Genomic DNA, 20,169 nt, shown 5'->3' on the forward strand with positions numbered 1-20,169 from the left:
CAAAAAACATACATCATAAAAAAATCTAGTCTTAATTCAGGATATCACAAAATAAACCGCTCTGTAGCTATAATTTGTGAATGTTAATTTCTTTAACATTTCCGCTACAATTTCCCAACAAAAGCATAATGTTGTGGTAATGTATAGTTTTTTTAAGCCAATTTTGGAATTCCTATACAGCAAGAATATATTCAACTAAACCGATTTCGTGCTGCAAATCCATTTTCTTGCGCAAACGATACCTTTTTATTTCAACACTTCGAACTGAAATATTAAACATTGGAGCTATTTCTTTTGAGGAAAGATTCAATCGAAGATAAGCACATAAACGAAGATCATTTGGAGTTAAGGCCGGATGCATTTGTTTGATCCTTTTTAGGAAATCTTTATCGGCGCTGTCAAAGGCTTCTTTAAAAATCTTCCAGGAATCTTCCTCGGTAATATTTTTGTTAATGGTACTAATTACAGATTTGATATTGGAACTGTCATTTTGAGACGTTTTCTTTAAATCTTCCTTAATAAAAGCCAGCAATTCGTTTTTACTGTTTAAACTCATCGTCGAAACCGCCAGTTCACGGTTTTTATTATCAACGTCCTGCGAAAGCTGTTCGTTTCGAAGTTTCATCAATTGCTGTTCGTTTTCAAGCTCCTGAATCTCCAGTAAAAGATTATTTTCTTCAATAAGTTTTTCTTTCTGCTTTTGATAATAATTTCGGTATGCTTTATTAATAAAATAAGCCATTGCCAAAATCAAAAGAAAGTAAACAAAACAAGCTAAATTGGTCAAATACCAAGGTTTTAAAACTACAAATGTATATACAGCAGTATTCTGCAGAATTGTATTGGCATATTTTGCCCTCACTCTAAAGGTGTATTTTCCCGGCGAAAGGTTTTTAAAATTCACCGTAGCTTTTGTACTCCACTCGCTCCAGTCGTCCTGAAAACCTTCTAATAGATATTGATATTCAGAATTGATGTATTTATTGTATTCCGGAACGGTATAATTAAGCGTAATGTTATTTTCATCAGAATCAAAACTACCTTCACTTTGAATACCAACATTTTTAAACGTTTCGTTTTGTTTATTTATCAATATATCGGTAATAAAAACATCGTAATTTTTAAAACTTAAATCGTCGATATTTAAAGTATAATAACCGTCTGTTGTGCCTATTAAATACGTTGATTTTGAAATTTGTGTAATATTTTCATAGCCCAGCATCGAATTGGTTAATGAGGACGGAATAGGAATTATATTCTGTTTTAATTGATTGCTCAATTTACTGGCAGAGAAATAATGAATGTAGTTTTTAGAAAACAACCAAATTTTATTGGAATGATCTACAATTAATTTACCCGATGTATATTCGTCTTTTTCAAAAATCGAACTTAAAACAGTATCTTTTTCGAATTGTCTTGTTTTAGGATTTAATTTAAAAATCCCGCCTTTATAAGCATAATAAATTGAATTGTTAAAAGTGGTCAAACTAGCACTAATTCCTTTTTCCGGAGATTTGTAGGTATAAAAATCATGTGTTTTTAAAAGCGCTTTATCGAGTTTTAATCTAAAAATCCCTTTGTATTCGTGGCTTATATAAACATCCAGATTTTTTGTAATTTCAAAATATCGAGATGAATAATCAAAACCCTGAATTTTATTTTTAAAAATCCATTGATTATTTACTTTCTCTAAAACTGAAAGTCCGTAATAATTCCCTTGAATTAACTGAATTTTATTTGTTGGAGAAGGTTCAAACTTCCATGTTCCAGAACCCGAAAATATACTTCTTGCCGAATCATTTGTAATTATAAAAGTTCCCGAATCGTGTCCGCAAAAAAGTGTATTATCATACGTAAACAGTGACCAAACCTGACCTTTTGTTCCATTTATAAATTTAAATTCAGCGTTACTTTGGGTTGGTTTACAAAACAATCCCTGATTTGTGCCAATGTAAAGCATTCCGTTAAAAACCGCCGATGCGTATACCGTTCCTAAAACGCCCGTATCGTCTGTAAAACTGTGTACTGGTGATTGAATATTGATACAGTTAATTCCGTTGTCCAGTCCAACCCATAAATTTTGGTCTTTATCTTCAAAAAGAGACAAAGCTGTATTATTGCTCAAACCTTTACTCTGTGTGAGGTGATATTTTAGTTTTCCGCTATCAGATAAAATAAAAACTCCGTTTGAAACCGTTCCTAAAGCAAAACTTCCATCCTGAAGACGCTGACTGCTGTAAACGAAACTTGATTTTAATTCTGCATCAACATCTGTAGCAACTCTGGTTAGGGAATTTCCAGCCAGTTTGTAAATTCCGTCCAACTGCGTTTGAACCAGCAACCCATCATCAGTCGTAAAAACATTCGCAATTGTAAATTTCTTTAAAATTGGATTATCTGAAACTAATTTTGCCCTTCCGCTTTCAATTTCAAAAAGCCCTTCTTTAATCGTTTGAAAATAAATAGCATTTTTTGCCGAAAATGACTTTATAACACCATTTTTTGGTGCGATGATATTGAATTTTCTGGTTTTAGTATCATAAATATAAATTCGGTTTAAAGATTGAAACAAAATCCATTGATCGTATTTTAAGATATTCCAAAACTGTTCATCGTCTAAAATTTTACTTTTAATTTTATCGCTTAGTGATGTATATTTTAATTTACCGTTTTCATTTCTGGTCCAATAACCAAAATTCATATAACTTCCTGTATATACTTTATTTCCAATGACTTTTACAGACCGGATAATAGTTTCATTGGGTCCCGGATACAATTGCCAGCTGGTTCCGTTATATTCTAAAAGTCCATCGTTATTTGCAAAATACAAATAATTTTCATCGTCCTGAGAAATCATCCAGCTCTGATTTCCGGCTCCGTAAACAGATGAAGAATATTTTACAATTGGTGGAAGTTCCTGCGAAAAAAGCAAGAAATTCATCAAAAACAATAAGGTAGATAGTTTAGTTTTCAAATTTGGTCAGGATATTAAATATTACTAAAACAGTTCTAAAATAGCATATTTTAAAGTGAAACAATAATTTTTAGTAAAATAAAAGATTTTATAGCATAGCACAGGTTTCAACCACCTGAAACAGATTGTGATGATATGCCTTGCGTCCAACGGTTGAAACCGCTGACTATGTTTTCAAACAATTTCTCAAACATATTCAAATATAGCCCGTGGTTTCAACCACGGGAAACGGATTACAGCAATATCCCTCACACTTGATAGAAATCAATGACTAAACTATCTGATTTAACCAAAACCAAACATGGTAATTCTGTTAAGATTTGGAACAATATCCTTAACAAAACTCTATTCAAAATTGATTACTTTTGTAAAAATTGACTTTTTTTATGCAAATTGATCTTTCTACACTCGACCCAAAGCAAAATATTATAATAAAAGGTGCACAGGTACATAATTTAAAAAATGTAGATGTTGCTATTCCGAGAAACAAACTTGTAGTGATTACAGGGCTTTCGGGATCAGGGAAATCAAGTTTAGCTTTTGATACTTTATATGCCGAAGGACAGCGTCGTTATGTTGAGAGTTTATCATCATACGCACGTCAGTTTTTGGGACGTTTAGACAAACCAAAAGTAGAATACATAAAAGGAATTGCACCTGCAATTGCAATTGAGCAAAAAGTAAATACAACCAATGCTCGTTCTACCGTTGGAACTTCTACAGAAATCTACGACTATATTAAACTTTTATTCGCCAGAATTGGGAGAACATATTCGCCCGTTTCAGGTCTGGAAGTCAAAAAAAATACCGTAACAGATGTTGTTTCTGATGTAAAAACACTCGAAATCGACAGCCGCTGGCTATTGCTTTCCCCTATTCATTTAGAAGAAGGCCGTTTGCTTGAAGACAAACTTAAGGTGCTTTTACAGCAAGGTTTTGCTCGTATTTTAGTCGATAACGAAATGGTTCGTTTAGATGAATTTACTCCAACAGAGTTACATAAACTGGATAATAAAGACATTTTATTAATCATTGACCGTATTGTGGTTAAAGAAGAAGAAGAGTTTTATAATCGTCTTTCTGATGCCGTCCAAACTGCCTTTTTTGAAGGAAAAGGAATTTGCTTCCTTCAGGAAGTAGGTTCAGAAAAAAGATTTTCCTATTCTAACAATTTCGAATTAGACGGAATTACTTTTCTGGAACCAAACGTACATTTGTTCAGTTTTAATAATCCGTACGGAGCTTGTCCTGTTTGCGAAGGTTACGGAAATATTATTGGAATTGATACCGATTTGGTTGTACCAAATACTTCTTTATCCGTTTTTCAAAGTGCAATTTATCCTTGGCGCGGCGAAAGTATGAGCTGGTATAAAGATGAACTGGTAAAACATGCTTATAAATTTGATTTCCCAATTCACAAACCTTATTTTGAACTTTCAGAAGATCAAAAAGAGTTAATCTGGAAAGGAAATCAATATTTTCAGGGTCTGAATGATTTCTTTAAAGAACTTGAAGAAAAAAATTATAAAATACAAAATCGTGTTATGCTTTCGCGTTACCGCGGAAAAACGAAATGTCACGCCTGCCGTGGAAAACGTTTACGCGAAGAAGCTTCCTATGTAAAAATCAACGGAAAAACGGTTTCAGATTTAGTCGATCTTCCAATTAGACATTTGGTTACTTTCTTTAAAAACATCGAATTGAATGTTTACGAACAGCAAATCGCCAAACGCTTGATGGTTGAGATCAATAATCGTTTATCATTTTTGACAGAAGTTGGTTTAGATTACCTTACATTAAACCGAAATTCGGCTACACTTTCCGGAGGAGAATCGCAGCGTATTAATCTTGCTACTTCATTAGGAAGCAGTTTGGTTGGTTCGATGTATATACTGGACGAGCCAAGTATTGGCCTTCACCCAAAAGATTCTGAGCGATTAATTAAGGTTTTACTTTCTCTTCGCGATTTAGGAAATACTGTTATTGTAGTAGAACACGATGAGGATATCATGAAAGCTGCCGATATGATTATTGATATTGGTCCCGAAGCCGGGACTTTTGGAGGAAATTTGGTTGCACAGGGAACTTATGAGGAAATTTTAAAATCAGACTCTCTTACTTCAAAATACTTAAATGGTGATTTAGAAATTTCTGTTCCAAAGAAAAGACGAAAATTCAAAAATCATATTGATATTATTGGTGCCAGAGAAAATAATCTTAAAAATATTAATGTTACTTTTCCTTTGGATGTTTTAACGGTTATAACGGGAGTTTCCGGAAGCGGAAAAAGTACGCTGATTAAGAAAATTTTATTTCCTGCTATGCAGAAAAAACTGGAGAATGCTGCAGAAAAAGCGGGACAGTTCAGTGATATTTCAGGCTCTTTTTCCCAAATAAAACATATTGAGTATGTTGACCAGAATCCAATTGGAAGAAGTTCAAGATCAAATCCTGTCACGTACATAAAAGCGTATGATGATATTCGTGATTTATATGCAAAAGAAAAATTATCAAAAATAAGAGGATATCAGGCCAAACATTTCTCTTTTAATGTTGACGGAGGCCGCTGCGAAACTTGTAAGGGAGAAGGCTCTATAAATGTCGAAATGGTATTCATGGCCGATGTTTCGCTGCCTTGTGAAACGTGCGGTGGAAAACGATTTAAAAAAGAGATTCTCGAAGTTACTTTTGATAATCAAAACATCAACGATATTCTAACCATGACAATTGATGATGCAATTGCTTTCTTCGAAAGAAACAAGCAGTCTAAAATTACACAAAAATTACAGCCTCTGCAAGATGTTGGTTTAGGATATGTTCAGTTAGGGCAATCTTCTTCTACTCTTTCCGGTGGTGAAGCACAGCGTATTAAATTAGCTTCATTTTTAGTAAAAGGTGCAACAAAAGATAAAGCACTATTTGTTTTTGATGAACCTACAACAGGACTTCATTTTCATGATATTAAAAAATTATTGGCTTCATTTGATGCCTTAATTGAAAAAGGGCATTCGATAATTGTAATTGAGCATAATTTAGATCTCATAAAATGTGCCGACTGGATTATTGATTTAGGCCCTGAAGGCGGCGAAAATGGAGGACATTTATTAGCAACTGGAACGCCAGAAGATGTTGTTAAAATAAAAGAATCTGTTACAGGAATTTATTTAAAAGATAAATTATAAACTAGAACCGATATTATTATAAAAAAAGTTAGCCATAAATTACATTCATCTAGATTGTAATTTATGGCTAAACTATTTTACCGAAAATATTTATGCTACTAAGCATTTTTCTTCAAAAGGAAAACCATCTTCGTCAATGGCAACTAATACCTTTTTTTGTTTGGAAGCCTCTAATGTTAGATATAGCCAGGCAAATGACCATAATCCGAGGGTTAAACAAAAAATCATGAAATTTAAACTGTGGTTAACTACTTTTCCTCCTTTAGAAAGAACTGCAAAAAGTAATTCATCATTTCTCTCTTCTAATGTAAATCCGTTATGAACTTTGTTCGATATCATATTGGAAAACACCTGTACACTTTGTTCCTGACTTAGCTTATTGCTTTTCATAATCATTTGTTGGGTTTGTCTGCATGTGATACTTAAATTTAACAATTTTGGATAGCTATTTAATTTAAAAAAACATTAAGACACCACTTTTATTGCCCTTATGCAAATATTTTTCATACTGTCAATGAAAGAGATGTAATAAAAATCTACATAAAATTAATTGTAATAAATTGAATTACAAAATAAATTGAGCGAATTTTTTAAGAATTCCTTCACATTTTCAATATGTTATATAAAAAAGCAGCTTTTATTTTCAATAATGAAAAAATTGCACCCTTAAATAATCAAGTTAGGAATTGAAAGTCATATGAATAGTAAAAGTTCCTAAATCTTTATTCCGATCTTTCTAAAAATATTATCAATAACCTTATTAATATCTGGAGAGATATTGAATTTATAGTTTAGATAAACATATAGAATGGTTACCAAAATTGATTTTAAGGCAATACTAATAAGCTGATAAAATGGAAATTCCCAAAAATAGAAAACAAGAAACAATACAAACGTTAGCAGCATTGAAGAAAGTGTTTCTTTTGTAAAAGGATATAAATGAAGTTTCTTGACAACAAAAAGTAATTTAGCTAAACTATATAATGTAATAGACAATAAAGTTGCGAAAGCTGAACCAAAAATCCCGAAAATTGGAATAAAAATCATGTTTAAAACTACAGTCAATACAACCAGCATTAATCCTAAATACAATACCATTCGGTAATATTTAGTATTAAAAATAATCGCATTATTGTTTCCTAAAATCAAATCGAAATATTTAGATAAACCAATCATAAATACAACTGCGATACCTCCACTGTATTCTTTTGGAACCAATTCGTACAATTGATTAATATTTACAAATATGCAAAGCATTACAAAACCTCCAACCATCTGCAGGTTTATTGAGGTCTTTTTATAAAGCAAATTCAATTCATCATGTTTGTTCTCGTGCATTAATTTTGCCGTAATTGGATATACAATTTGATGCATTGCACGACTTGGAACAGAAATTACCAGAGCAATATACGTAGCCACAGAATAGAAGGCGATATTCTCAATCTGCATATATTGATTTAATATCATTTTATCACCATCCAAAAGCAAATTAGCAACACTTCCGGATAAAATAATATAAAAAGTATAGACTAATATATCTTTTGTATTTGTTGGTATGGTAAACTGAAAAGTTGGTTTCTGAATACTAAATGCATATAACATGGTTATCAGGAATGCCAAAAAATATAGAATTGCTGTTGCGTACACAAAACCTTCTACACTAAGCCAATTGTAGTAAACCCCTATCAATAGAAACAATGAAAATAATCGTAAGCCTACTTCCTTAACAAAATTTCCAAAAACGGAATGCATATTTACTCGCAGCCAGGCATAAAAAATTTCAAAATACGCCATACACAATCCTATAAATGGTATCAACCATATATAACTTTTTACAATCGCATTCTTTTTTGAAACAAAGAATAAAATCTCATCATAAAAAACAAGACCAATTAGTAAAAGCGGAATTATTAATAGTAAAGGGAATAGAACAGTAAACGATAAAAAACGGGATTTCTCTTCTTCAGTTTGATATTGTGAATAAAATTTAACCAAAGTATTTTGCATTCCAATTGCAAACAAGGGCATAATCACATTGGCACAAGATGTCACGTAATTAGTTAAACCATAAAAAGTTGCGCCTAAAAAAACTGGATATAGGTAAAGTGTGTTAATGGCCCCAATTCCAAAGCCAATGTATGTTATTATAGTGTTTTTAAAAGACTGGTTTAAGACAATACCCATTTTTTGATTGCAGAGTTTAGATTGTAGAGTTTAGATTTTTGATTTTCTGCTCTCTTTTTATTTTTGAAATTCTTGTTTTAATGAATCAACTGTACTAACTGCTTAGTAAGATTTTTTCGGGAATATTGCTGTAAACCAACACCGTTAGCTTGTAATTTTCCTTCCAAAAATTGATTATAAAAGTCCAAAATTACACTTTTTAACTTCGCTTTTTCTGAATAATCAAAAAATACGCCTGTATTGGTTTCTTTTATAATATCGGCAAAATCAGAACCTTGTGGTCCAATTGCAATAATTGGACGATTGGAGACCATATATTCAAATAATTTTCCAGGAATAATACTTTTGGTATCTTCAGAGTTTATTTCGATTAAAAGTAAAACCTGAGACTTTTTTTGGTGGGCAATAGCTTCTTTATGCGAAACATATCCTAATAAATTTAAATAATCGTTCAGTTTAAATTCTTCGATAGAATCTAAAACTTCCTGACTTACGGCGCCAATTAATTTAATTTCGAAATGCGTTTTAAAATCTGGAATTTCCTGAAGTAATTCAACCAGACATTCCCATAAAAATTTAGGATTTCTGTCGGATAAAAACGAACCTATATGAGCAAGTGTAAACTTATCATCTAAGGTTTGTTTATCAACGTTCTCAATATCGTAACCGTTTGTAATTACTGAAATTGGTTTATTGGTGATAGCCTGAAATTCGGCTTTAGTAGTTTTACTTGTTACAATTATGGTGTCAGCAGAGTTAAGTACTTTATACTCTAAGTTTTTATGTTTTTTAGTGGCATAATTGGATAAACGCAAGGCCTTATGATAACCAATCGTTGTCCATGGATCGCGGAAATCTGCAAACCATTTTACATTTAATTTTTCTTTTAGTTCTAAACCAATTAAGTGCAAACTGTGCGGCGGGCCCGACGTTACAATTGTATCAATATTGTTTTCTTTAATATATTTTTCAAGATAGGAAACAGAAGGTTTTACCCAAAAAACTCTCGCATCAGGAATAAAAAGATTTCCACGTACCCAAAGAAAAGCTTTGTCTAAAAAGGTCTGTTTTTTTTTATGTGGAAAAATTCCAGAACTGATTTTTTTGGTCTTATTTTTTGAAAAAACAGAAGCTAACTGGTAAGGCTCCCAAATTTTATTTTTAAGAACAATTACTTTATCAGATATTTCGCTCACTAAGCCTTCATCAACAATTGGATAAGTTGGATTTTCCGGAACATAAACAATAGGCTGAACGCCAAAGTCTGGCAGATATTTTACAAATTTCAGCCAGCGCTGTACTCCCGGCCCACCAGCTGGAGGAAAGTAATAGGTTATAATTAAGAGCTTTTTTTGTTCCAAGGAAAATCGTTTATTATTTTAAAGTGCGAAGTTAAAGTTTATTTTAAAGCTAATTTCTTATATACTTTATATATAATGTAAATTAAAAGTAAGCAGTTTAAGAAAATCCAAAAATTATAAAAACCCCAGACAATTTTATATTCAGTTTTCATACTTGAAAAACTAAAATATTCTCCTTGGCTTTCATTGTAAAAGTCATCATATCCCATCATATAAATTCCGCAAAAAACAAATACGAATAAATCAAAAATGACAAAGACAACTATTTTTAAAATTTTTGAAATTAGCATCTAAAAATTAGACTTTAAATTCACTCTTATTTGGTTTCTGTTTTTTTCGCTCAAAATAAATACCTCCAATTAAAAGTACAAACATTCCAATTGAACTTACAAGATTAATTGTTCCACCTGTTTTAATAACCTGCGGTTCAAACTTAAATTCGATTTTATGTTTTCCTTCCGGAATTTCCATTGCTCTTAAAACATAATCAACTGGAAAATGATCTGTCAATTTTCCGTCTATATAAGCATTCCAGCCATTTTTATAATAGATTTCAGAAAAAACAGCTAAACCATCTTTTGCATTATCTGATTGATATTTGATATAGTTTGGCTTGTACTGAACTACTTTAATTGTTCCGGTTGTGTCCCATTGCTTCTTCATTCGGGCATTTTGAAATTTACTTTCATGCTCATGCACGTTAAAAACAGCCACTTTTTTAGTATCAATATGATCTAAAGCTTTCATTACATCATCTGGTTTATTTACAAGTTTAACTGCACTTACAAACCAAGCATTTCCATTTGCATCAGGATTAACTGCTGGTATTGGTGCACCTGTAGAATCAGCCTGAATTACATACTTAACATTTAACATGTTAAGCACTTCAAGATTCATATTTTTTGATCTATTACCAATTTGGTAATCAAACAATTGCTGCATTCTTCTTGGTTTTGCAGCATGATATCCTCCAATAGAATGGTGGAAATAAGAAGCTGTCGCACTCGACATGTTTCCATCTATATCAAAAACTCTGTAATGAGTTGTATCTTCTAAAATTTTAGCATCAGCAGGTGTTTCCTGAAAAGGAGCTGCAATTTGAACAGGGCTGACAAAATCTTTCGCAGAAACATATTTTTTATCTACAAAAAACAAATCAAAAATCATTAAAAGAGCAACGATAACTAAAGTTGTTGTCTGCGAAAATTTGTTTTTAATAAACAGCCATAAAGTTCCAAATGTTACTAAGATAAAGAATCCTGAACGCAGCAAATCTGCAGAATATAAAGACTTTCTATCTTCTATTAAAACATCAACAAATTCTTGTCCGTACATCTGAAGAAAATAGTTGTCACTGCTTCCTGAAAAATGGAAGAAACCTTTGGCAATTACTAAAATTAAAATAACTCCCAATCCAAAAACTCCAGTTTGTACAAGCGCTTTTTGTTGTAATTTAGGTTCGTCTTTTGCTTTAAAAAACGACTGAATTCCCATTACTGCTAAAACTGGTAAACATAATTCTAAGATTACCTGAATAGATGATACAGCTCTAAACTTATCATACATTGGCACATAATCAATAAAGAAATCTGTTAACAGTGAGAAATTTTTTCCCCAGGAAAGTATTAACGAGAATAATGCTCCTGAAAGAAAAACATATTTAATTTTTCGGTCATCAATAAATAAAGCTAAGACTGCCAAAAAGAATACTACAATTCCAATGTACGCCGGAGCAGCAACAATTGGCTGATCTCCCCAATAAGCAGGCATTGCTGAAACAAAATTTTCTGCCTTAGAAGGTTCTACATTATGATCAGTCATAAATGTATACATACTACTGTCTTTACCTATATTTTCATGATTGGAACCTCCAAAAAGTCTTGGAGCAATTAGATTGAAACTTTCGGCAATTCCGTAACTGTATTCCGTAATATACTCACGGCTTAAAGCGTTTTCATTTTCTTTTTTACCTCCGTCAGGATTGAAAGTTAATTCGCTGTTGCTTCGTGTACTAAACTTAGCATATTCACTTGTTGCCAATAAATTTCCTGCATTAGCACCAATTGCAAAAATTCCGGCTACAGCCAAAGTTCCAATTGCAATTAAAAGCGGTTTGTATTCTTTATCTTTTATAAAAGTAAAAGCAAAATAACCTGAAAGTATCAATAAAAAAATCAATAAATAATAGGTCATTTGAAAGTGGTTTGCATTAACTTCTAACGCTACCGCAAACATGGTGAGCAAACCTCCCCAAATATATTTTTTTTGAAAAACAAGTATAAATCCGGCAATAACCAATGGCATATAAGCAATTGCATGCGCTTTTGCATTATGTCCAACACCCAGAATAATAATTAAATAGGTAGAAAAACCAAACGCAATCGCGCCGATAAAAGCTTTTAAAGGATCTGTTTTTAAAACTAACAACAAACCATAAAACCCTAAGAAATACAGAAACAAATAATCAGCCGGACGAGGTAAAAAACGCAAAACATCATCTATTTTACCCACAAAATCGTTTGGATAATTTGCTCCTAACTGATATGTAGGCATTCCGCCAAAAGCAGAATTTGTCCAATAAGGCTCTGCATGTTCTGCTGCTCTAAAGTCATTTTGCTCTTTGGCCATTCCAGTGTATTGAGCAATATCTGACTGGTAAATTTGTTTTCCCTGCAGAACAGGATAAAAGTAAATTAATGAAACGAGAATGAAGCCCAGGATTACAAGGGCGTGCGGATAGAATTTATTTACTATTTTCAATTTTGGCTGGTTTGGTTAAATGATGAATCCTAATACTACAAGGATGCAAACTTAATCTATTTCTTCGTAATCAACATAATCGCCCACCTTTTTGGTTTCACGCGGCTTTTTGGCATTAGCAGTATTAATGATTATTTCATCATTATTGTTATTACGTGTTTGCTGCCAAGAATTATCCTGACCGTATTGTTGTTGTCTTTGAAAATTTTCTCCTGCTTTTTCAACCGCCTTTTTAACTAATACCGGCAAAAAGATTCGGGCTAAAAATTTAAAAATATAATAAAACGCAATAATCCACATTATCGTTTTAAACAAATTTGTAAAAGATGCTTCTTGCATGATCATATAATTTTTTTCCAAAATTAGTAAATCCGTTGTTTAAAATTAAAATATCAATCTTAAATAAATAATAAAATATAGTACATTTGAAATGCGTTATAGCTTTTAATCAAAAAATACATTTATGTTGAAAATTAAAAACTTACTCTTTGCGTTTCTTTTTTTAATACCACAATTTTTCTTCGCACAATATACAGATGTGATTAATTCGAATCGTCCGGGAGAAACTATGTCGGCTTATGCGGTTGGAAAATCAGTTATTCAGGGCGAAATTGGTGTTTATGGCATTAAAGAAAAACACGATTTATTAGATTATGACGCTACCGGTTTTGGTACAGATTTAACCGTTAGGTATGGTGCTTTTTTTGAGCAGCTGGAATTTATTTTAGATGTTCAGTATCAAATGGAAAACTTTGATACTCCATATACCAGCTACAAAAAAAATAATTTCAGACAGACCGTTTTAGGAGCAAAATACCTAATTTATGATCCTTATAAAAACTACAAAAAAGAAGCTAATATCTATAGCTACAAAGCAAACCACAGTTTTCAATGGCGCGAACTAATTCCGGCTGTTTCTATTTTTGCCGGTGCAAATTTTGTTGGCGCAGATAATCCATATTATTTTTCTCCAAATGGAGATATTTCCCCAAAAGTTGCCTTAGTTACTCAAAACTTATTTGGCGGCGGAAGATGGGTTTTTGTAACCAATATTATTGCAGATTATATTGGTACTGATTACCCAAGTTATGGTTATATTTTAACTTTAACACACGGATTTAATGACAAATGGTCTGGTTTTGTTGAAAATCAAGGATACAAAAGCGATTTTTACAGTGATGCCATTGTTCGCGGCGGTGCGGCCTATCTCTTGTCTCCAAATATGCAGGTTGACGCTTCTATAAGTACTAATTTCAAAAACACACCTTCTATTTTATATGGAGGAGTTGGATTTTCGTGGAGATATGACGGATGGTACAAGGAAAAACAAATCGCTAATAAAAACAAAGACAAAGCGAAGAAAAATTCAGATAATAAAGAAGAACAAATAGATTATCAGGAAAAAGAAAGAAAACGTAAAGCTAAATACGAATAAATTTAATAATCAAACCTTTTAAAGAGGAGCTAATACCACCTTAATGATTACAATAAAAGAAGCCAAAACTAAAAAAGAACTAACCGAATATATAAAATTTCCGTTCTCACTTTATAAAGACAATCCGTATTGGGTTCCTCCTATTATTGCTGATGAATTAGAATCTTTTGATAAAACTAAAAATCCTGCTTTTGATAATGCAGAAGCTTATTTTTATCTAGCTTACAAAGACAATAAAATTGTTGGACGAATTACGGCTATTATAAACTGGGCAGAAGTAAATAATCAGCATAAGAGGAAAGTTCGTTTTGGATGGTTTGATGTTATTGATGATATCGAGGTTACTAAAGCACTTCTTGAAAAAGTTTACGAATTAGGAAGAAAACATAATCTAGAACATACCGAAGGCCCAATGGGGTTTTCTAACTTAGATAAAGTTGGAGTTCTGACGGAAGGCTACGACCAGATGGGAACCATGATTACCTGGTATAACAATCCTTATTATGTTACTCATTTTGAACAATTAGGATTTCAAATTGAGAAAGAATATATCGAAAGTATTTTCCCTTTCTCTAATGTAAAACCAGAATTTTTCCTGAAAGCTCAGGAACTAATTAAAAAACGTTACGGACTTCGATCGTTAACTTTCACCAAAACAAAAGACATAATGCCGCATGTGGACAAGATGTTTGATTTGTTTAATGAATCTTATGCTAAACTAGCTTCTTTTGTGGCGATTTCAGATGTTCAAAAAGAATATTTTAAAAAGAAATACATCAGCTTTATCAATCCTGAATATATAAAGTTTGTAGTGGATAAAGATGATAATTTAGTTGCTTTTAGTATTGTGATGCCAAGCTTTTCAGATGCCCTACAAAAAGCTAAAGGAAAACTTTTTCCGTTTGGCTTTCTTCATCTTTTAAAGGCAAGAAAGAAAAGTAAAGATGTTGTTTTTTACCTTATTGGAGTTCATCCTGATTACCAAAATAAAGGTGTTACAGCTATTATTTTTGATGAATATTTCAAAACTTTTTCTGAAAAAGGAATTCAAAATTGCATTAGAACTCCAGAATTAGCTGAAAACACCGCAATTCATTTACTTTGGAAAAACTTTGACCCAAAAATTCACTGCCAGAGAAAGACTTATTTGAAGTACTTATAAAAGTTTTCAGTCGCAGTTTTCAGTGTTCAGTTTTCTGTAAACATAAAAAATCCATTCGCCCCCAAAACGAATGGATTTTTCACTTTAATAACAATTCATTAATCCACTTTGCAATCTACTTTGGTCAGCGTATTTTTCTGATCAAATTTTAGTTTTGTTTTGTCCTTAAATGATACTTTATCATTGGCTTGTACAACATCTCCGTATCCTTCAATAAGAGTTCCGTCTTTTTGTAAAAAAACAACTTCTCTAATTGATGAAACACCTTCAGAATTAAAAGTATAATCGGCAACTATGGTGTCGCCTTTCATATTTCCGATCAGTGTTCCTTCATTTTTATCTTTTCCTACCAAATTATAGCTTAATTTTCCGTTTACTTCTTGGTGAGAATTTACATTAAAACTCATCTCAATTACGCTTCCATTTGCTCTCCAGGCGTAACATTGATCTCCAGCCGGTTCGGCAATTTCAGCCTCTTTTGGAGGGCTTGGTGTAATTTGTACGGGCTCTGTAGTAGTTGTTTCTTTTTTACAGGAAATAAGAACCGTTAAAATAAGGGTCGTTAGTGTTAATACTTTTTTCATAATGCTGAGTTTTTTATTTTGTGATTTATGAATTAAAGTTACTTTAAATAAAAAAAATCCATTCGTATAACAAATGGATTTTTTTACATAATTTCCACTTAAGGAAATCTATTATTTAAATTAATTACGAAACGTCTACTGTTGTACGTTCTGCAATTTCCTTATAAATTCCGTTAACTAATTTCTCACGAATAGCTTCAAAAGCAGTTAATGTTTCTTTGATGTCTGCTAAAGTATGAGAAGCCGTTGGAATCATTCTTAACAAAATAATTCCTTTTGGTATAACCGGATAAACAACAATAGAAAGGAAAATACCATAGTTTTCTCTTAAATCGTTTACCATTACCATTGCTTCAGGAATACTTCCTTCTAAATAAACCGGAGTAATACAAGTATTTGTGTCTCCAATATTGAATCCTTTTTCTTTAAGACCGCTTTGTAATGCATTTACATTTTCCCAAAGTTTATCTTTAATTGAAGATGAATTACGCAATAACTCTAAACGTTTCAAAGAACCAATTGTTTGAATCATTGGCAATGCTTTTGCAAACATCTGCGAACGTAAATTGTATTTTAAGTAATCGATAACTGTTTTATCTGCAGCAACAAAAGCTCCAATATTTGCCATTGATTTTGCAAAAGTCGAGAAGTAAACATCGATATCATCCTGAACTCCCTGCTCCTCACCTGCTCCGGCACCTGTTTTACCAAGTGTCCCAAAACCATGCGCATCATCAACTAATAAACGGAAATTGTATTTTTGCTTCATTGCAACAATTTCTTTCAGTTTTCCTTGCTGTCCGCGCATTCCAAAAACACCTTCGGTAATAAATAAAATACCTCCGCCTGTTTCTTCGGCCATTTTAGTAGCACGCTGCAGGTTTTTCTCCATACTTTCAAGATCATTGTGCTTGTATGTAAAACGTTTACCCATATGCAAACGAACACCATCAATAATACAAGCATGTGAATCTACATCATAAACAATAATATCATTTTTTGTAACCAGGGCATCAATAATAGATACCATTCCCTGATAACCAAAATTCAACAAATAGGCTGACTCTTTCATTACAAAATCAGCTAATTCATTTTCTAATTGTTCATGATAAGTTGTGTGTCCAGACATCATACGAGCTCCCATAGGATAAGCCGCACCATATTGAATTGCTGCTTCTGTATCTGCTTTACGAACTTCTGGATGATTAGCTAAACCTAAATAATCATTTAAACTCCAGTTTAAAATATTTTTTCCATGAAACGTCATTCTCGGACCCAACTCTCCTTCTAACTTTGGGAAAACGTAATAACCTTCTGCCTGAGAAGCCCATTTTCCTAAAGGTCCTTTATTGTCCTGAATTCTTTCGAATAAATCTTTTACCATAAATATATTTTGAAGTAATAATTTTATTTATACAGGTCGCAAAAATAATGATTATTATTCTAAAATAGAGTTGGGCATTTGTTTTTATTAAAAAAATATCAAAATATTAATTTACAAAAAATTTACATCTGCTTAAAGAATTGAATTTAAAACAATTAAGTGTAATAAAAGTGTACGCATTAATTTAATATAAAGGTTTTATTAGTAAGTATTTCATGACTTTTATCATAATAAAAGATAAAATAGTCCTTTATTTTTACTCCTGATTTAAAACTAAATAAAACCAAAACCTTATGAAAAAGAAAAATGACATTTCGATTAAAATGAACATGTTGTTATGCTTACTTTTTACTATTCTTTTAGGAAGCTGTAAAAAAGAAGAATCAGTAAATTATACTGATATAATGACCGAAGGAGAAATGAATGCTGAACTTACGGCTCCGCCAATGGTGCCAAAACCCGTGGGAAACAGAACTGCCATGAAACTAAAATTAAACATGGAAATCAAAGAGCAGGAAGGTACAATGACCGATGGAGTAAAATATACGTATTGGACATTTGGAGGCTCTGTACCGGGGAGTTTTATCAGAACACGTGTTGGCGATGAAGTAGAGTTTCATTTAAAAAACCATCCCGACAATAAACTGCCGCATAATATTGATTTACATGCTGTAACCGGACCTGGCGGGGGAGCGACTTCTTCTCTTGTTGCCCCGGGACATGAAAAAGTTTTCAGCTTTAAAGTTATCAATCCGGGATTGTATGTATATCATTGTGCAACAGCACCTGTGGGAATGCATATTGCAAATGGTATGTATGGTTTAATTTTGGTTGAACCAGAAGGCGGGCTTCCTCCTGTTGACAAGGAATATTATGTTATGCAGGGCGATTTCTATACGCAGGGCGAATATGGCGTAAAAGGTCTGCAGCCATTCGATATGAATAAAGCCGTAAAAGAAACTCCTGATTATGTTGTATTTAACGGAAAAGTAGGTTCGCTCACAAACGGAAACGAGCTAACGGCCAAAGTTGGAGAAACAGTACGTTTATATGTAGGGAACGGCGGTCCAAACTTAGTATCTTCTTTTCATGTTATTGGAGAAATATTCGACCACGTTCATCTTGAGGGCGGAAACGTAATTAATAAAAACGTTCAAACCACTTTAATTCCGGCCGGCGGTGCTGCAATTGTAGACTTTAAAGTAGAAACTCCGGGAACTTTTATTCTGGTTGACCATTCTATTTTTAGAGCCTTTAATAAAGGAGCGCTAGGAATGCTGAAAGTGGAAGGAAAAGAAAATAAAAACATTTATTCCGGAACGATTCAGGAAGGAATTTATCTGCCAGAAGGCGGAACGATTCAAAAAATGCCTGAAAGTACTACTGCAAAAGCTGCAACACCTAAACGAACTACCGAAGAGAGAATAAAAATTGGAAAAGAAATTTTTGGTACAACTTGTTTCGCCTGTCACCAATCTGAAGGACAGGGAATTCCGAACACTTTTCCTCCTCTTGCAAAATCAGATTATTTAAATGCCGACTCAAAACGTGCTATTAAAACAATTTTGCATGGCTTAACGGGAGAAGTAAGCGTTAACGGAAAAAAATACAATAATGTAATGCCTGCCCAAAATTTATCTGACGATGAAATAGCAAACGTTCTTACTTATATCTATAACAGCTGGGGTAATAACAAAACAGAAATTACTCCGGAAATGGTAAAAGCACTGCGCTAATAATCAAAAATAAAGCATGAAAAAACATATTTTCATTCTTGCCTTTTTCCTGATGCTTACAGGCATAACAAAAGCTCAGGAAATTGGGATGGTTCTGATTAAAGAGGGACGTTTTGTTCCTCTTTACGGAGCCTCTTCAAAAAAACCGGTATCTGTAGCATCTTTTTATTTAGACATTTATCCTGTTACCAATGCCGACTTTTTGAGCTTCATTAAAAAAAATCCAGGGTATAGTAAATCAAAAATTAAAGGAATTTTTGCCGATAAAACTTATTTGTCTTACTGGGAAAATGATTTTGATTTTGGCAGTTCAAAATCAAATTCTCCGATAACAGCTGTTTCCTGGTTTGCTGCAAAAAAATACTGCGAATGTCAGGGAAAACGTTTACCAACAATAGATGAATGGGAATATGCCGCGATGTCCGATGCAAAAACAATTGATGCCAGAACCAAAAAAGAATTCAATAATTACATTTTATCCTGGTATGAAAAGTCGAAAACTTATGAAAATGAGGTGGGAAAAACGTTTAAAAATTATTGGGGAGTTTACGATATGCATGGTTTGGTTTGGGAATGGACATCCGATTTTAACAGCATCTTTTTATCCGGAGAATCGAGAAAAGACAAAAGCAGCGATACCAATTTATTCTGCGGAAGCGCTTCTGTAAATGCATCAGATTTAACGGATTATGCTGCATTTATGCGTTACGCTTTTAGAGGAAGCCTTAAAGCGCAATATTCAACCCGAAATCTTGGTTTTAGGTGTGCCAGTTCAACAAAACGAAAAGTTAATCTTTAAATTAATTTCAATGAAAAAAACAATAATTGCGGTTTTTATTCTTCTGTTTGCTGCACAAAGCTGTAAAGAAAATAAAAAAGAGACTGCGGTAACAAAAAAGGAAATAAGTGATTTATCCATCTATAATCTTCCATCAAAATGGACGACTCAAAACGGAAATGATATTGAACTTAAAAGCCTTAGAGGAAATGTACTTGTTATGGTAATGATTTACACAAGCTGCAAAGCCGCCTGCCCAAGATTAGTTGCAGATATGCGGGATATTGAAGCAAAACTTAACAATAACACCAAAAAGAATGTAAAACTTATTTTAGTAAGTATTGATCCTAAAACAGATACGCCGGAAAAATTAAAAGCTTTTGCCATTTTAAATAAAATGAATCAGGATCCGTGGCTTTTTCTTCGTTCATCTGAAGAAGATACTCGCGAATTTGCGGCTGTTTTGGCCGTTAATTACAAACAAATATCTCCTGTAGATTTTTCGCATTCTAATATTATAAGCGTTTTTAATCCAGATGGAGAATTAGTTTTTCAGCAGGAAGGTTTAGGTGTAAACAATGAAAAAACAATTGAAACTATAAATAAAGAAGCAGAAAAGATTTAAAATT

14 protein-coding genes are annotated in these 20,169 nt (G+C 32.6%); 6 read left to right on the forward strand and 8 right to left on the reverse strand.

The features are described from left to right. Positions 1 to 172 precede the first annotated feature (172 nt). Positions 173 to 2,974, reverse strand: a complete 2,802-nt coding sequence (locus tag ASD98_RS16650) for a triple tyrosine motif-containing protein (RefSeq protein ID WP_304438204.1) — start codon at positions 2,972 to 2,974, stop codon at positions 173 to 175. A 386-nt stretch (positions 2,975 to 3,360) separates the two neighbouring features. On the opposite strand from ASD98_RS16650, the gene uvrA reads away from it, so the two are divergent. Beyond that, entirely contained in the window at positions 3,361 to 6,156 is a 2,796-nt protein-coding gene (gene uvrA, locus ASD98_RS16655) for an excinuclease ABC subunit UvrA (RefSeq protein ID WP_056206378.1), read from the forward strand. A 90-nt stretch (positions 6,157 to 6,246) separates the two neighbouring features. Here the strand turns inward: uvrA and ASD98_RS16660 are convergent, their stop codons facing one another. The 5 genes from ASD98_RS16660 to ASD98_RS16685 all read right to left on the reverse strand — a co-directional run bounded on the left by ASD98_RS16660 (position 6,247) and on the right by ASD98_RS16685 (position 12,800). Further along, entirely contained in the window at positions 6,247 to 6,546 is a 300-nt protein-coding gene (locus ASD98_RS16660; protein ID WP_053473773.1) for a hypothetical protein, read from the reverse strand. Positions 6,547 to 6,870: 324 nt separating this feature from the next. Beyond that, a complete protein-coding gene (locus ASD98_RS16665) occupies positions 6,871 to 8,340 on the reverse strand; it encodes an oligosaccharide flippase family protein (protein ID WP_056206380.1) in 1,470 nt (489 codons plus the stop codon). Between the two features lie 77 nt (positions 8,341 to 8,417). After that, complete coding sequence (locus ASD98_RS16670; protein ID WP_056206382.1) at positions 8,418 to 9,701, reverse strand: glycosyltransferase family 4 protein; 1,284 nt, start codon at positions 9,699 to 9,701, stop codon at positions 8,418 to 8,420. Between the two features lie 297 nt (positions 9,702 to 9,998). After that, positions 9,999 to 12,461: a YfhO family protein gene (locus ASD98_RS16680; RefSeq protein ID WP_056206386.1), complete on the reverse strand. Its 2,463-nt coding sequence runs from the start codon at positions 12,459 to 12,461 to the stop codon at positions 9,999 to 10,001. A gap of 51 nt (positions 12,462 to 12,512) precedes the next feature. After that, the gene (locus ASD98_RS16685) at positions 12,513 to 12,800 is read right to left on the reverse strand and encodes a DUF4834 family protein (RefSeq protein WP_056206387.1); all 288 of its coding nucleotides are present in this window, start codon (positions 12,798 to 12,800) and stop codon (positions 12,513 to 12,515) included. Positions 12,801 to 12,924: 124 nt separating this feature from the next. Here ASD98_RS16685 and ASD98_RS16690 point away from each other — a divergent pair, with 124 nt between their 5' ends. Next, positions 12,925 to 13,896 carry a transporter gene (locus tag ASD98_RS16690; protein ID WP_056206390.1) on the forward strand — a complete coding sequence of 324 codons (972 nt, stop codon included), beginning with the start codon at positions 12,925 to 12,927 and terminating at the stop codon, positions 13,894 to 13,896. 43 nt (positions 13,897 to 13,939) lie between these two features. After that, a complete protein-coding gene (locus ASD98_RS16695) occupies positions 13,940 to 15,058 on the forward strand; it encodes a hypothetical protein (protein ID WP_056206393.1) in 1,119 nt (372 codons plus the stop codon). A 98-nt stretch (positions 15,059 to 15,156) separates the two neighbouring features. Here the strand turns inward: ASD98_RS16695 and ASD98_RS16700 are convergent, their stop codons facing one another. Together ASD98_RS16700 and ASD98_RS16705 are read right to left on the reverse strand one after the other, a co-directional pair. Next, entirely contained in the window at positions 15,157 to 15,642 is a 486-nt protein-coding gene (locus ASD98_RS16700; protein WP_056206395.1) for a hypothetical protein, read from the reverse strand. A 124-nt stretch (positions 15,643 to 15,766) separates the two neighbouring features. Continuing rightward, a complete protein-coding gene (locus ASD98_RS16705; protein WP_056206397.1) occupies positions 15,767 to 17,026 on the reverse strand; it encodes an aminotransferase class I/II-fold pyridoxal phosphate-dependent enzyme in 1,260 nt (419 codons plus the stop codon). 293 nt (positions 17,027 to 17,319) lie between these two features. On the opposite strand from ASD98_RS16705, the gene nirK reads away from it, so the two are divergent. From nirK to ASD98_RS16720, 3 genes are read left to right on the forward strand one after another with little or no spacing between them, the layout of a single operon-like run. Further along, positions 17,320 to 18,762 (forward strand): copper-containing nitrite reductase, encoded by a 1,443-nt coding sequence (gene nirK, locus ASD98_RS16710; RefSeq protein ID WP_056206399.1) that lies wholly within the window; start codon positions 17,320 to 17,322, stop codon positions 18,760 to 18,762. Between the two features lie 16 nt (positions 18,763 to 18,778). Continuing rightward, entirely contained in the window at positions 18,779 to 19,561 is a 783-nt protein-coding gene (locus ASD98_RS16715; RefSeq protein ID WP_056206401.1) for a formylglycine-generating enzyme family protein, read from the forward strand. 10 nt (positions 19,562 to 19,571) lie between these two features. Continuing rightward, a complete protein-coding gene (locus ASD98_RS16720) occupies positions 19,572 to 20,165 on the forward strand; it encodes an SCO family protein (protein WP_056206403.1) in 594 nt (197 codons plus the stop codon). Positions 20,166 to 20,169 lie beyond the last annotated feature (4 nt).

This window comes from Flavobacterium sp. Root186 (genome assembly GCF_001428525.1).
In the GTDB taxonomy this organism is placed as follows: domain Bacteria; phylum Bacteroidota; class Bacteroidia; order Flavobacteriales; family Flavobacteriaceae; genus Flavobacterium.

Excerpts from the sequence above, each read along its gene's own strand:
- uvrA (WP_056206378.1), top strand. The coding sequence starts at position 3,361 with ATGCAAATTGATCTTTCTACACTCGACCCAAAGCAAAATATTATAATA.
- ASD98_RS16660 (WP_053473773.1), bottom strand. The coding sequence starts at position 6,546 with ATGAAAAGCAATAAGCTAAGTCAGGAACAAAGTGTACAGGTGTTTTCC.
- ASD98_RS16665 (WP_056206380.1), bottom strand. The coding sequence starts at position 8,340 with ATGGGTATTGTCTTAAACCAGTCTTTTAAAAACACTATAATAACATAC.
- ASD98_RS16685 (WP_056206387.1), bottom strand. The coding sequence starts at position 12,800 with ATGCAAGAAGCATCTTTTACAAATTTGTTTAAAACGATAATGTGGATT.
- ASD98_RS16690 (WP_056206390.1), top strand. The coding sequence starts at position 12,925 with ATGTTGAAAATTAAAAACTTACTCTTTGCGTTTCTTTTTTTAATACCA.
- ASD98_RS16695 (WP_056206393.1), top strand. The coding sequence starts at position 13,940 with ATGATTACAATAAAAGAAGCCAAAACTAAAAAAGAACTAACCGAATAT.
- ASD98_RS16700 (WP_056206395.1), bottom strand. The coding sequence starts at position 15,642 with ATGAAAAAAGTATTAACACTAACGACCCTTATTTTAACGGTTCTTATT.
- ASD98_RS16705 (WP_056206397.1), bottom strand. The coding sequence starts at position 17,026 with ATGGTAAAAGATTTATTCGAAAGAATTCAGGACAATAAAGGACCTTTA.
- nirK (WP_056206399.1), top strand. The coding sequence starts at position 17,320 with ATGAAAAAGAAAAATGACATTTCGATTAAAATGAACATGTTGTTATGC.
- ASD98_RS16715 (WP_056206401.1), top strand. The coding sequence starts at position 18,779 with ATGAAAAAACATATTTTCATTCTTGCCTTTTTCCTGATGCTTACAGGC.
- ASD98_RS16720 (WP_056206403.1), top strand. The coding sequence starts at position 19,572 with ATGAAAAAAACAATAATTGCGGTTTTTATTCTTCTGTTTGCTGCACAA.